10 protein-coding genes are annotated in these 15456 nt (G+C 39.1%); 7 read left to right on the forward strand and 3 right to left on the reverse strand.

The window, feature by feature from the left end:
- The first annotated feature begins 26 nt into the window (after nt 1–26).
- From FPZ42_RS08070 to FPZ42_RS08085, 4 genes are all read left to right on the forward strand, one after another.
- Entirely contained in the window at nt 27–4541 is a 4515-nt protein-coding gene (locus tag FPZ42_RS08070) for a hypothetical protein (protein ID WP_146270157.1), read from the forward strand.
- 137 nt (nt 4542–4678) lie between these two features.
- The gene (locus FPZ42_RS08075; protein WP_146270159.1) at nt 4679–5932 is read left to right on the forward strand and encodes a hypothetical protein; all 1254 of its coding nucleotides are present in this window, start codon (nt 4679–4681) and stop codon (nt 5930–5932) included.
- A 160-nt stretch (nt 5933–6092) separates the two neighbouring features.
- Nucleotides 6093–7079: a DUF6602 domain-containing protein gene (locus FPZ42_RS08080; RefSeq protein ID WP_146270161.1), complete on the forward strand. Its 987-nt coding sequence runs from the start codon at nt 6093–6095 to the stop codon at nt 7077–7079.
- A gap of 606 nt (nt 7080–7685) precedes the next feature.
- Nucleotides 7686–8063: a hypothetical protein gene (locus tag FPZ42_RS08085; RefSeq protein WP_146270163.1), complete on the forward strand. Its 378-nt coding sequence runs from the start codon at nt 7686–7688 to the stop codon at nt 8061–8063.
- Between the two features lie 16 nt (nt 8064–8079).
- On the opposite strand, the gene FPZ42_RS08090 is transcribed toward FPZ42_RS08085, so the two are convergent.
- The 3 genes from FPZ42_RS08090 to FPZ42_RS08100 are packed head-to-tail and all read right to left on the reverse strand — an operon-like array spanning nt 8080 to nt 13215.
- Entirely contained in the window at nt 8080–8727 is a 648-nt protein-coding gene (locus FPZ42_RS08090) for a response regulator transcription factor (RefSeq protein WP_146270165.1), read from the reverse strand.
- A complete protein-coding gene (locus FPZ42_RS08095; RefSeq protein WP_146270167.1) occupies nt 8724–10280 on the reverse strand; it encodes a PAS domain-containing sensor histidine kinase in 1557 nt (518 codons plus the stop codon). The genes FPZ42_RS08090 and FPZ42_RS08095 overlap by 4 nt, the downstream gene beginning before the upstream one ends.
- Nucleotides 10255–13215 (reverse strand): CheR family methyltransferase, encoded by a 2961-nt coding sequence (locus tag FPZ42_RS08100; protein ID WP_146270169.1) that lies wholly within the window; start codon nt 13213–13215, stop codon nt 10255–10257. The genes FPZ42_RS08095 and FPZ42_RS08100 overlap by 26 nt, the downstream gene beginning before the upstream one ends.
- 163 nt (nt 13216–13378) lie before the next feature.
- Between FPZ42_RS08100 and FPZ42_RS08105 the strand changes: the two genes are divergently transcribed.
- From FPZ42_RS08105 to FPZ42_RS08115, 3 genes are all read left to right on the forward strand, one after another.
- A complete protein-coding gene (locus tag FPZ42_RS08105; protein ID WP_146270171.1) occupies nt 13379–13876 on the forward strand; it encodes a hypothetical protein in 498 nt (165 codons plus the stop codon).
- Nucleotides 13877–14505: 629 nt separating this feature from the next.
- Nucleotides 14506–15003, forward strand: coding sequence for a UpxY family transcription antiterminator (locus FPZ42_RS08110; protein ID WP_261382266.1), 498 nt, complete (start codon nt 14506–14508; stop codon nt 15001–15003).
- A gap of 56 nt (nt 15004–15059) precedes the next feature.
- Entirely contained in the window at nt 15060–15440 is a 381-nt protein-coding gene (locus FPZ42_RS08115; RefSeq protein WP_146270175.1) for a helix-turn-helix domain-containing protein, read from the forward strand.
- Nucleotides 15441–15456 lie beyond the last annotated feature (16 nt).

A 15456-nucleotide genomic window follows, 5' to 3' on the forward strand; every position in this document is an offset into this window, starting at 1 on the left:
TTAGTTTTGATCATAAACCTTACAACATGTCTAAAATCACCCTAACACAAGTAATTGAGATTGAAGTCCGCGCAAGTGATCTTTTAAACCCATTTAATGATCTATTCGACAGGACAAACGTGACGGCTATTATAGATAACGCAATTAAAGATAAATACAAGGGGGAAGTAGAATATGATCAGAACGGAGGAAAGCTGGTTTCTGCGCTTCTGGAACTAAATAAAATTTATGGAGACCAGGTATCTGAGATATCTGAAATCCTTAAGCAAACCGGCCTGAATACGTCCGACCTTATCGAAAGGATAATTGCATCGGCCAATTACTATTATTTAACGGTAATTAAGGAGCAGCACAGCCAACAACAAAAAGATAGCGATGGTCGTATCGAGGATATAAATTCTCTGGCTAAAGGCAAATTCAAAAACATGAATGGAGCCAGTGTTGCAGCGACAGATGTTAGTGATTCCGTAAATGATGCTGCAAATGAAATTATCAGTTTGCTGTTAAAGCTCGATTTGAGTGTTCGGGAGCAAACGCCCATCATTGAAGCCAAGGTCACCAAACAACTTCAGCGAGCATTGCAAGTGGCATCTATTTTGAATGCTATGAAAACTAATTTTGATGAGTTCAAATTTGAAACAGCTTCTATCGAATTAGACTTAGATACCATAACTTTTAAAAAAACACCAGGAAATTATTTTGCAATCAAAGCCGCAAATAGAATGCGGCAAAGGAGTCTTATAACGGAGTTCTTTGTTACTGCAACTAAATTCCCCCGCAAACCTATTAATAAACCTTTCTACAAGTTAGATAAGGGTACTATTGAGTATAATAGTGGTACATCGAAAGACCAAACAGGTTTGGACATGCTGATCCAGTCAGATTTTTTGACTTTTCATTTTCATTTGCACCTGATTAAAATAGATTATTCCGATCATCTCCTCGTTAGTGACCTATTCAAGCTATTCGAACACGTCCGCGTGTATTTCTTTTCCTTTGATGTTGATGCTATAATCGATAGCGCAACGGCGAGCCAAAATTATCAGGATATTCCATTTAAAATAAATATTGTCCATTTAGTTTCCTTTCTGACTCAGGAAAGTGGTTTACCAGCCGAATTTGTTCAACGTTTTGTCGATGGGCTTTCTCAGCCCCTAAGTCAGTCGATGGACGTTTGGGCGAAACCGTTTATTAAAATAGGAGATGATTTTTTGTTCCTCGTTGCTACTGTGGGTGGGCATCTTGCGTACCAGTTTGACCGCATCATAGATGGTTTTATTTCTAAGGCCAATCAACTAAAGCATTTCAAAAATTTATTGGAATTAGAACTTAATACACTCGAAGAAAAGCATAAATACACTTTTAATCAGATAGACTTCAAAGAAATTAGTGACCAGTTAAATACCGACGGTTTGCTGATTTACCAATCTCTGAAACACTTAGTAGTGATGGAACTTTGTTTAATAAAGTTTCCTTTAGAAGCGGAAGCAACAGCTGAACAAATGGTTCACTTTTTTGAAAGGGGGAACGTACTCAGAAGCAACATCGGGATCGTACAACAAAATATTAAACAGCTAACCGGGCTGGATCAAATAAAAATAACGGGGATTCTGGTCACCAATCATCCGGTTTTCAGTGGCATGGTTTTAGACCAATTTCCGGTACTTGATGCTATACTCCTGCAAAATTACCTGGATACCGGGAAATATACCCGCGCGATTTTTGTTGCAGGCGCTGGAAAAGTTGACTCGGAGGCCTTATCATCTTATCCATATTATCATGACGATGAGACATTTGATGCTAACTTTTTGTCTTTCGCCTATCAACCTGCACCGGTGTACGAGTTACAGAAAAACATGCACATGGAGAATTTTAAAATATCTCCCGGTGATGCCACCCCCATTGTATTTTCACAACATCCTGAAATGCAATCGCTCAGAGACAGCATGAATAATTTGGTGTTTGAATTGGAAGACTGCTTAAAACAATTGTATTATTTTAATACGGATTACGAAAAAGATCCTGAAGGAAAAAGACTGATTACCCAAAGGATTGATTTTTTGACACCACTAACCTTCAGTTATTTCTCCGTTGATAAAACGAATAGGAATTCCCGCATGACGCTACTTTCAAACTTTAAGAAAGTTGGAATAGACGGGATGGTGCAGCTGGTAAACAACTTACTGAATTTAAGTAGGAAGGTTGCTAAAAAGGGATTTAAAGAAGATAAACCAGCTGGTTTGCCTCCGATTGATCATGAGAGAGCAACGAAACAATGGGACGAGGTTAATGAAAAATTGACTGCAGGTGGGCCGGTAAGCCCATCAACCTTTCAATTCACGCACGATCTTTCTGATGAAGACCGCGACAACCTGATAAGACATCTCTTTTCACTGGCAGCAGCTTTCGGGCCTGGTATTTATACGGAGGAACAAATTAACGATCTATACATATTAGTGACCATCATAAGTGGTTTAGCAGCAGGATTGGAACATTTTGAGAAGGAAGTGTACACACTGTTTTTAAATTTAATGGACTTGCTCAACTATAATGGGCATTATCAGAAAGCACGTGATTTTAGCGAGGAAGCGCTGGCATATTCATTCAACTACGAAAGAGTTCCCCTACTGGGCTGGCTCGTGCAATTTAAATGCTTTGCTAAACAAAAAAGTGTCCATGATGCTGCGTTCTATGGCGGCGCTTATTTCGCAGCTTTAAACGCCTTATCCGTTGTTAAAGAGCACCAGGTTTTCGACGGTTTTTATAATGCCATGTTATTTTTCCGAAACTTTGGATTTAACGATATGGCGGATAACTTTTTTCAAAGCCTCAATTCGATGCCGCTAAAATCATATCAGCGGCAGCAAATTACATTGAGTTACCTTAACTCAAAGCTCGAAGATATAGATGGCCTGCAAGGCTACATGCAACTGGCGGAAGACTTTTTAACGAACAATATCTTACAAATTACAGAGCATGGGCAACAGGGTGCGCTACCTTGGACCGCACTTATATACAACTTGGTAAACATAGAATCAAGAGGCCACATTACTATACCAGCGTCCTTAAAAGTTTTCTTAGCAGAATTTGAAAAGGTCATCGACCCTACAACCCTCAAAAACATGCAGGGACAGTTTTTTCCTAATGAGGAGACTTCTGTTGACTTATTAAAAGATTCTTTGAATAAGGCGTTAGAAACCCGAAGTACCGAAGATTATGCGGCAGAAATTACTGCGCTGCAACTGTTAGCAAATAACGTTGCAAGCCTTTCAGTTGATCCTTTGCACATTGATAATTTGTTACTGTGTGGATTAGTGATCAATGACCAGACACTTAATTTCCATCAAAAAGTAATCAGCGAAACACTGGAGTTTATTACCAAAGCAGATGGTAAATCATTCTCAGAGAACTACGGAACCGAATTAATAAAATCTATACCTATAAAATCGGGTCAGGTTATAACCTGGATTTTTGAGTTTGATAACAAAGTTTATGCATTATATATTGATGAAAATAAAGGATCAGCCATTGAAAAATTATCGAATTGGGACATCAAGGCGATGCGTGACTGGCTAAATAAGCTTCCTGACTATTATTTTGACGAAAAAAATGGCTATCCGATCAATCAGCAGGAAGGTGACTATATTGACGACCTGAAAGAACTGGAGTTTTCAAGGTTGAATTGCCCATTTCCATACGAGGAACTTTTAGTTTATTATAGTTTTGATTTAGCGGCTTACCCGCCAAATCTTTTAGAAATCCCAGTTGATCAAACAAAGCCTGAAAATATTGAACAACACGAAGTTCGGGTACAAGACCATATAAAAGAACAACCCTATGATTTTATTGGGTTTCATAAACCTGTTACTAATATTATATCATTAGAATATTTCTCGGCTCATAGCAGTCTTCTCACAAAAAAAGTGTCAGAATTAAGCGTCGCCTGCTGGGTGCCCATAGTTGATGAAGACATGGTTTTGTTTATTGCGGAAAATACCTTACGACCCGTTATCGAAGGCAAATATAATACGGCCATTCAAACTACTATTTATCCCAAACCCGCACTCAATGCCTTAATTAATGTATTTGTTGCCCATGGTGCAAAAACGGTAACAGGATTCAGGTCTGTACATACCAGGGGGCAAAACGCCGGACATGCACTCATCAATGAGTCGGGCGTGGCCAGAGTATTTGGTACTGGTTTTATTGCTGTTATTTTTATTTGCGATTCGGGCGCGATGACTAAAGATATATTCAATCAAAAGCTGATTTCCCTAGTTCATGAGATTTTATCTTTCGGCTATCAGGCGGTTGTAGCGCCCGCCTGGCGATTTAATCCCGCAATTACAGGGATTTGGCTCGATAGCTTTTTGGAAAGCTTGAAAAGCGGGAATAGGCTTGCATTCGCCGTTCAACAAGCTAATCAAATTTCAGCAAAAAAAGGTTTTGATGAATACTTTGGATTTTACTCGCCACGAGGTTGGGCTGCTATGCATTTGTACGGCAATCCTAATATAGTATTTGATGACGATGGGCATTGATCTAATTTAGAACCTGCATTTATTGTTGCTATTTAAAGCAGATGATCGGGCGGAAATAGTATGAAGATCAATTTTGCAATTATGCCTAATTTTACCGCACTAACCACCTTAACTTTAATCCATTCACAAAGCGCCAAATGTTAACCCAAGAAATCATTTATCAAAATTTAAGTCAAGGCAAATTTAGCGAGGTTATCAGGTTACTGTATGATCACGGGAATAAGCTGGATGAAGATCCCAGCATTGCACATGCGATCAGTATATTCATGGAACATTTTTTCCAATCAGTTAGCGGCGCTGATCAAGAAAAATTAGAAGACTTAAATCATGACCTGGATATCTTATTAATCGCCCACTGTCAAAACAAGTATCATCTAAAGGATGATCATTTGCTCAAACTGATACACATGGTGTACAAGCGGGCGCCAAAGGCCATGCTTTACGAAGTGGCAAAAGATCATCCACAGGACACCATCTGCAAAGAAATTATTGATTCGCATAAAAAATCAGTGGATAAAGCCTCACCTTTTACCGCTCGAACTGAATCAAACGAAATAGCTTTAGAGTCTTTGAATGTACCCGGACAAAAATTTGAAACTGAGATCAGATCTGGAGATGGGAAGGTCTGGTTGAAAGTATTTTTAAGATCCGGCGATCTACTTGATTCAATAGCCAAACACCTTGACAAATTACCTTCAGTAGGATTGGTCAATACTACGAAGGCGAAGAACGGCAAGTACAATTTAACGGTCTATAATCAAAAGCCTTTCGCGATTGAAGAAACCAAGGATGAAGTAAATCTCACATTAGAAAACTATTTTTCGAGAAGTCCGGCTGATCCCATCTTTAAAGAAGAAACCATTTCTGGGATCAGTAATGTTGCGTATTTTCAAATATTGGATTACATGCTTCAATTGGGTACCGGTTTGGAAGCCTATCGCAGTTTGGCTACCAAGATGGATGAAGAGCGCTATCGGGATTATTTCGTTAATTACTTAGATGCCATTTCAAATTCTCATACTGCCACGGGTGAAACCTTTCATGGATCTGGCAAAAGTGACATCTTGATCAGAAACAGCAATAAAGAAGTATTGTTAGTCGCAGAGTGTAAATTATGGGGAGGAAAAACACATCTAACGAAGGCGTTAGATCAGCTTTTTAAACGATATGTGATTTGGCGCGATGGTAAAGCTGCCCTCCTTATTTTTAATACAACAGCATCTGGTTTTACTAAAATAATGGAAACTGCTGTCGAAACAGTAAAATCTCACCCTCTATACCTCAAATTTGAAGGACAACGAAAAGAAACTTCGTATTCATATACTTTTCGGCATTTCAAGGATTCAGATAAAACAATCAAATTAGAGCTCATTTTATTCAATTTTATTTAATTGGCGCATAGCGCTTACCTGTACCACATTTAACGACGCCCCTCGCATTGACAAATACAACCACCTATCTGTTTATGTTCTTTCTAATTCCAAAATTTAACATCTCGATTCCAACACTCATATTATGAAATTGGTAAATTAGATTCCACAACCAAACGCTATGTCTGACAATCATTCTCCACTTAACGTCCAGATCCCTAATCAGGGATGGAAACAGTTTCTTACCGCAAGGGATGAAATGCTTGCTGCTTATGATAAGGCCCGCACGTTGAGCGCGAAAAAAGCTGTTCAAACTAGCCATGGCGTGGTAGCGGAAGCGGAGTTTAGACAATGGCTGATTAACTTTTTGCCAAAAAGATATGGCGTAACTTCTGGTTATATTATTTCTCAGGGGGTGCCGAACGCTCAGCACATGGTTCATTATGATGTGATTATCTACGATCAGTTGGAATCACCAATATTATGGGTTGATAATAGTTCGGACGCTTCTTCACAGGGAAGATCGCTGGCGGTGCCGGTGGAATATGTTAGAGGTGTAATTGAGGTAAAATCTGCCTTTAAGAAAAACTCTGTAGAGAAAGCTGTTGAACAGCTGGCTAAGCTAAAGCCTTTGATGTCCTACATAGATGCAGCTAATTCTCCTGTTAAATTATACCTACCCGGGAATTTCTTTTGCGCTACGGTTTTCTTTGAACTCCGGAAAGAAGATGAAACGGATTTTGCAGCACTGGATGCCCTGGTTGAAGCATCAATCTTACGGGGTTTTTACGGAGGGTATATCCTACGCATCGATACCCTCGATAAATACTACAGTGGAAAACTATCTTTGCTAAGGGACGCTGAAGATCGCAAATCCTCGAATAAATCATTATTCTTTTGGGCAACCTCCAAAAGCAAGAAAGTAAGCGAAGGTCTGTATTTTAAGACGCAACTCACCCACTCTGAAAGCTATTTTTCGGAGTTTGCATTTGATATAATCGCGTTGTTAAAAGGCACCTATCATCCGAATGTTTTATCCAGTTTTTATGGTATGGGAACTACGCAGTGGGAAGCAGGACATACGGCCGACATCAGATATTTCAAACCCGATGATGTCAAAAGATATCAAGAGGAAAATGAAAAATTTTTCAACCCTAAAACTGACTAGTAATAGTTGCTTATCAAGTATAAAAATTTGATTAGTTCTTGAAATAAATTCCGACTTTGGGTGGATAAAAAAGGTTTGGATAAATTTCCAAAACCATAGCTTAATTCGAAATCTAAATTACTTACATAAGCATTTCTCTAAAAGCTTAAAATGTGTAAAAATTTACTAACTATTTATAAAGCAATGGTCTATAAAAATGTAGTATCCCAAATCTTTTAAAAAATTGATCAACAAATTAGGAAACAGAAAAATTGAAACATCTTTTGAAATACTTGAAAATTAGCTATATTTGACTTAACGATTAGAGTAAACTTGCTAAATGCGTCATTCGTAGAGTAAGGAACTTTTTAAAATGTAAATTACTGATAATCAATATATAAGAGCCAAGGTTCTGAACCCTAGCTCTCCGCAAGAAATTAAAAAGCCTCTAAATCGTATGATTTAGAGGCTTTTTGTTTTAAAATAAAATTGAATTTTTAAATAGATCAGTTTCTTCTGATACATCAGCTACAAGAAAACAGAGTAGTTATACAACATCTCGAGCGTAATTTTACTATAGAACGAAAAACCGAAAGGCCTATTTTTAGTCCTGCTTACAGAATGAGTATGGAAAAACATCATGGGCAATTAGTAGAATATCGAATCAGACGGTGCGGTTACAGTATCAGTACACTGGCTTCAGAACTTAAGATAAACAGAAGATCGTTATATAATTTTTTTCAAAGGAGGGAGCTAAACAAAAGTCAGATCATTAAAATAGGCAATCTGATAAGGTGTGATTTCTCAAAAGACCTACCGGAATTATTCAGCACAGAGGATTTCAATTTCTCATCAGACTCAGTCAGATCATTTTCAGAGAATGATCATTCCTTTAACGAAAGCCGAGGATTCACCTGGAAAGATAAATACGTGGAATTACTGGAAAAGCACCACAACCTGCTAAAGCTTTATTGCAAACAGGCAAATGAGCAAAATGCTAAATAAAATTTGTTCCCAGAGTTTAAATGATAGCATTAAGCATGGCAAACCGTACAAGTGCAATAGTATTGCGAGTGCCGCTTTTGTCGATCATCGCCTGCCGCTGATTTTCAATAGTTCGTTTGCTGGTAAATAATTTATCTGCAATTTCCTGGTTAGTAAAACCCTCACCCAATAACGATATTATTTCAATTTCCCGGTTCGAAAAATCGATGTTCTGAACGTTTTTATGCGTTACAGGGTCAGGAAGTGCAAGCAATCTATTCAGGAACCGTCTTGAAAGATCTGAACAAATGTATTGCGTAAAGTGATGGGTGTGTTTGATCGCAAATACCAATTCGTCCGGACTGACGCTTTTTAACAGATACCCCTTAGCACCGGCTTTAAAAGCTTTTAATACGTACTTCTCGTTATCCATAGCACTTAAAATGATCACTTTTGCTTCAGGATAATTTGTTTTAAGCTTTTCAGCAAGCTCAATCCCACCTATTTGTGGCATATTCATATCTGCCAGAACAATATTTGCTTTAACGCCTCTCTCCAGTAAATTTAGCACGTCTTCGCCATTTGATGCTTCACCTGTAATTGAAAAGTTTTTTTCTTTTTCCAGCAGGGAACGTATCCCTCCCCTAACAATGTGGTGGTCTTCGGCCAATATAATATGTATCATATGCTATCTGCTTTATCAGTTCTCAAATAACTTAACGTCGCGGTCACTGATGTACCGCTGCCGGCGTTCGATTCAATTTTTAATGTACCATTATAAAGATTTACACGATTCCGAATGCTTGTAAGCCCTGCACCGGTTGGTACTTGCTGGGGGGCCGTACGGGGGAAACCTCTTCCGTTATCAGTAACATTGATCTCGATAAGTTTATTCTTATGTACGTCGATAGCAATTCTTGAGGCGCCTGAATGCTTCATAGCATTGTTTACCAATTCCTGTATAATACGAAAGATACATATTTCAATATCAAGTGAAAACCTTCTGGCAAAACCGCTGAGTTTGCCTGTTATGGTCATGTGCTCAGTAGACAGCCGCGTGCAAAGTTCTTCAAGAGTTGCTCCCAATCCAAAATCTGTGAGAATAGCGGGCGCCAGTTGAAAGGATAAATTCCTGGTTTCATCAATAACGGCGTCTAATAACGCATTAACCCCGTTCACCTCCGGTAAATTATCTTCAGTCTGTAAAGCCGACAGGCGGATACGAATGCCGTATAGCAACTGGCTTACCCCGTCGTGCAGGGCATCACTTATCCTTTTTCGCTCGTTTTCTTCGGCTGCCAATGTGGCCAGTGCAATAGCCGTTTGTTGATCATGTTTTAATTGGGCGGATTCTTGCTCGATGCGTCTTTTTTCCGTAATATCCATCATGATACCGATAAATCGGTCGGGCTGGTTCTCCTCGTGAATGATGTGGCCGCGAATACTTGCAAAACATTCGCTCCCGGCATAGTTTAAAAATCTGCAGACCACATCGATTTCGCTTTGCTGATTTAATGATTTCCGAAAGTGCTGATCAACCCTTGTACGGTCATCCGGGTGAACCATATTGATAAAGGTTTGATACTTATCGTCAAATTCCTTGTTTTCGATAGCAAATATTTGAAAGTTAGTATCATCCAGATGAAAGGTCATGGTATTCGGTTCCAGTTCCCATGTGCCAGAGGCAGAAGCTTCGAGCGCGAGTTCGAGCCGCTCTTTAGTTTTAATCAGGTTTTTGTCGGCATTTACGCGTTCAGTAACATCGATCATGGCTATGTCGCACTGAAGCGGCATGGCGTCCGCGGGAGATATAGCAATACCTTCTACCTGTACGTAAACTTCCGAAGCATTTTCTGTAAGTAATTTAAGCAGGCAACTTTGCTTAGTCTTGGTCCTGATTAGATCCCGAAAAAAAAAGTGGTAGCGATCAGCGTATTCCGGCGACAAAAATGAGTGCAGCCGCTTGTTCAGAATCCTGTGTTTGGTTGTCCCCAACATGTTCATGCCGGCATTGTTTACCTCATTTACTATTCCTTCAGGATCTAAAATAAAATATCCTATCGGGGCCAGGTCGTAGATACCTGCAAATTTCAACTGCTGCAGTTCCAACTGTTCGTTAGCTAACCTCAGTTCATCGTTCTGCATTTCCAGCTCAGCCTGGTGAAGTTGCAGTTGCTGGAGAAGGTAAACATCACCCGATGATTTATCCCCTTTATGGTTGGCTGATTGTTTCGTCATCGATCGTAAACAACATTAATGAAATGTCACTTTTGAGTTCAGCATCAAAAAGACGAGACCTGATAATTATTTCTTTGTCCCTCCCGGGTATCAAAATAGCCGCTTCTTGCGGCATTCCCGTCGATATGCATTTATTTAAGGTATCGGTAGCTGCATCTGTTTGCCAGCGCTGGCGAAGAAAAGCGGGCAGCGGTTTTCCAAGCACATCCGTCCTAAGCACTTCAAAAAAATTAAAAAATGCCCGGTTTGCGTATGTGACAGACAATGATCTGTCTAACCTGCACATTGCCTGGGTAAATTGTTCGGCCATCGCATCTGCATACTCTTTAAGTGTGTTTAGTTGCGACTGCATTAATTTAAAGTCTGTTATCAACGTAAAGGTGATCACAGCCCCTGAAATAAAATTATCAGACGTACGGTAAGGCATAATCCTGACACGGTACCATTCCTTGTCATATGTACTCATGTCTATTTCCTTGATCGTAAGCTTCTCAATTACTTCTCTGATATCATCTTCCTTAAGTGATTGTTCAAAATTATCTACCACATGCATAATAGGCCGCCCTACATCAGTTGAGATGAGGTTAAATAACTTTTTAACCTGTGGCGTATATCGAAGAATAATTAAGTTGTTGTCAAGGAAGATGGTGCCGATCTCGGTAACGTCGAGCAGGTTTTTCATGTCGTTGTTAAGCCGTGTAAGCTCTTCTGCCTTCGATTGATATTGCACATTTATCGTCATCAGCTCTTCATTTAACGATTGCATTTCCTCTTTCGTGGTCAACGATTCTTCATTAGTACTCTGCAATTCCTCATTTGTGCTCTGCAATTCTTCGTTTGTTGATTTAAGTTCTTCCATTGATGATTCCATTTGCTCAATGGTATTATTTAATCTTTGCCGTGTAAACAGGAGTTCACGTTCAAGCTCAGACACCCGGGAAGATTCGTCCGCAGTTGCAGCCTTTATCCGGGCGCCACGCTTTACAGGAGCCATCAATTTTTCAAAAATCAACAACACAGAATCTTGCATTCCTTCTTGTTCAACTCTAACAGCACGCAGGTTTATCAACTGATTAGATTTTTCACCTTTTAGCTTTACATCGCGCACAGCCACATTCTTTTCGTCAGCCAAAGTTTGACTTATGCAATAGTCTATCGGGTAGCGTAACTCTTCCCGTATCATTTTATGAATATTCATGGTTGCCTGGCCGCTTGGAAAGGATAATAATTCATCGGTTTTTCCATTTGTAAATAAAATGGTTCCTTTTCTATCTACCAATATTGCAGCAGGTGCAAGGTGTTCTATCAAAACTTGATTAAAAAAATCATTTGCCGACTTTACTGGGTTTAACATAGGAGCTTTTTTATCTATTTTATTTTCTGGCAATGGTACAGGAGCAACATTAAAAGGGAAATCGGCCAGTCTGGTTACCTGTACATTACCTTTAATCCGTTCAAATAATTTCCATTTATGGTCTACCGATAAGAACATATCAGTAAAGCCCCCGATCGTTTCGGCAGGCCCCATTAATAATAAACCACCTGGATTAAGTGCGTAATAGAACAGCGGAATAATCCTTTTTTGAAGTTCAGCGGTAAAATAGATCAGCATATTACGGCAGCAAACCAGATCAAGACGTATAAAAGGCGCATCCTTGATGATGTTTTGCTGAGCAAACACGATCATCTCCCGCATGTGCTTGTTCACAATGTATTCGTTTCCCCTTTTGGTAAAAAACCTCTTCAGCCGCTCTGGTGATACGTAAGCAGCAATATTACTGTGATAAACACCAGCCCGCGCATACTCCAAGGCATCCTGATCCAGGTCAGTAGCGTAGATCTGTATTTTACGCTGAATATGATTAGGTTCCTGGTCCTGGCATTCCATGATGATCATGGCAATAGAATAAGCTTCTTCCCCGGTGGAGCATCCTGCGATCCAAACACGTATTGGATCGTCTGCGCTTTTATTTTTCAGCAGGTTATATACTTTTAACTTTAACCTGTCAAAAGCTTCCTCATCTCTGAAAAACTTGGTAACCCCTATTAATAGTTCGTTAAAAAGTGTTTTTATTTCCTGGGGGTTCTCGTTAAGCAGATCTACGTAACTATCGTAATCTTTTAACTGATAATAAGCTATCCGCCTGTCAATTCTTCTGGTAATGGTGCTCATCTTATATTGAGCAAAATCATTACCGGTGTATGACCGTAGCAACATCAAAACTTTTTGCACGGCATTACCCGTTTGCATGGCAAACCGCTCCTGATCTGAATCCAGTGCGAGCGCAGGATGGTTCATGTAACGGATCAGGGTATTTGGCATCTCCTCCGGCGCAAGCACAAAATCAACCAGGCCCGTTCCAATGGCAGCCCTGGGCATGCTATCGTATTCTGCAGTCATGGGGTCCTGAACTAAAGTTACGCCAAGCTTTTCTTTAAGCATACGTATACCGGTTTCGCCATCAGAACCCATGCCTGAGAATATAACCCCCGCCCCTTTCCCCCATTGGTCGTCAGCAAGGCTTTGCAGAAAAAAATCTATTGGCTGGCGTACACCTTTATTTTTAGATGCGGGCATTAATAATAACCGCCGGTTATGAATACCCATATCTTTGTTACGGGGTATGAGGTACACTTTATTGGGTTCGATAACCACACCGTCAACGGCTTCAGATACCGGCATGCCAGTAAAACGCTGAAACACTTCATCAAGATGACTGCGGTAATTTGGATCAAGATGCATGATAACCACAAAAGACATCCCGCTATCTGTCGGCATTTTAGAAAAAAATTTTTCAAAAGACAGAAAAGAACCTGCCGATCCGCCAAGCCCTATTACAGGAAAAGATTCAGACGATGTATTCCTCGGGTCGGCTTCAACCGTTACTTCTTCTGCTTGTTCTGCAAATTCGTTCTTCTTGGGTGTCTCAGGCATCGGTTGCGCTTAATAGGTAGGTGATAAAAGTAACCATAAAATTAGACTTGTAATACGGTTAAAAAAAGTGAAGTATTTAACCGTGTAATTTGGTGTTATTTACCCGCATAGTAAAAATACATGATGGTATTTTTGTTATACATCAATAGTGCAAAACTGACCTATGACTTTCTATACTCAATTTTCAGGGTATCTAAATCAACTCTATTGTGCAGAATCGCATCTTGTAGAGCGATTATCTGAAATATGCACACATCCCGATTTTGAAGATTCCAGAAGCCTTATTGATAACTTTTACCAAAATGCAGAGGGACGGTGTTCAGTACTCGAATCAATTTACGCATTGACAGACTTGGATTATTCTTTTATGTGCTGTAAGGATCTGATCGGTTTTATGGAAAATGCCTTCGATAACATTTTGAATACCCGTGATAATATTATTGAGCGGAACCTTGCACTACTGTATTATCTCAATATAACAAATGCCGTGGCCGTTTCCTCACTCAAGAGCATCGAATTGTTAATGACCGGGTTGAATGACGATCGCATTATCAATTTATTAAATATCTATCAAAGCGAAAATAAAACAGACTTACATCTTTCGCTACTATGTGAGCAAATACGCTCGCATCAAGGTTTAGTTAGTGTAAAAACCACTTAGTGTACTTACCTAATCTGCCAAACGTGTCAATTGCTAATACGTAAAATCCAAAGTCTCAACTTTGAGTAAATCCGGCAATTCGAATTCGAACAGATAACTCAATAGTTTACCTATCATGCATATAAATACCGGAACCAATTCTGGCGTTTTATTATGCAAAAATTAACAACGTAGCCGAACAAGGCGAAATTAATTTACTGGATATAATTGAACAGATGCAAAACACAAAAGGCCAAACCAAATTTCTTGCAACTTTTCCTCAGATTTATCTGAATCAGAGATTGAAATTTAATTTTCCAGTATAATACGGCAACCTACCAGCCGCAATTGGATTTAAAAAAGTAAATATTATTGGGCTATTATCTACACTTAATAATGGATGTGTTTAACAGCAGCCCAATCTTTATTCACTAAATCTAAAATCAACACACCAAGTTTTACAGATTTTCACACTTAATTACAAATCGTTATACAGAATTTGAAATTAATATTAACACGCTTAGTTAATACTTAAATTTAGTCATTATTGCAATTCAACAATAAACAAAACGCTAAACTTTAACATTATGCTTGCTTCTAAATTACCGTTAGTTATAAAAAAAAATTTGATGCCGGCATCGAAAAACTGGATGGTTGTATACACTCGTTCCAACTGGGAAAAAAAAGCCGGTCAACTTTTAACTGACAATGATTTGGTTAGCTATTGCCCGATTATAAAGGTTAAAAAAAAGTGGGCAGATCGTTATAAAACAGTGGAAATACCCCTATTTAAGTCATACCTTTTTGTGCAAATTACGCCGTCAGAACAGAACAGAGTATTACAAGTACCGGGTATTATCAGCTTTGTAAAACATTGCGGTTTACCGGTGCAGATACGGCAAGATGAGATGGAAAGGGTAAAGAATATCATAACCGTGAACGACACCAATCTTGAAGTTATTAATTACAAACAATTTGGTGTGGGCGATAGGATTTATATCAACCACGGGCCTTTTATAAATCAGGAAGGCCACATAGCCGATATCAACGGTTCATCAATACTAATGGTACTTGAGCAACTGGGCTGCGCATTAGTTGTGAAGGTGAGCCAAAATCATATTACTCATATTTCGACGTGCCTTTCGTAGTAACAGCCAGACAAATCATCTGTGTTTTACCGCGGTCGCCTAAACATAATTTAGCAATGGATCATTTTGGTCAAATAGTAGAAAAAGTAATAAGGAGGGATGGGTATAGTATAAGCGAACTTGCCAAATTAACAAACGTTAATCGCAGATCGGTATATAACTGGTTCAAGCAAAAACGGCTAAAACCGGAAATTATTTACCGTATAGGCCTTGCACTTAATTATGATTTTTCAAAAGACTTTCCGTCGCTGTTTAGCGCAGATGATTTTCAACACATCCAAAACAAGGCTCGAACAAGTGATTGGTTGCCGGTTAAGGAAGAAAAAGACGAAAATTATTGGAAAGACCGATATATAACACTGTTGGAGAAATATAACGAGCTTTTAAGGAGCAGTGTGCAAGAGTTATCGCAAAGCGCTAAAATCAATGAAGGTTAAATTGATTATCAACAGG

The sequence above is a fragment of the Mucilaginibacter achroorhodeus genome (assembly GCF_007846095.1).
GTDB classification, from domain to species: Bacteria; Bacteroidota; Bacteroidia; order Sphingobacteriales; family Sphingobacteriaceae; genus Mucilaginibacter; species Mucilaginibacter achroorhodeus.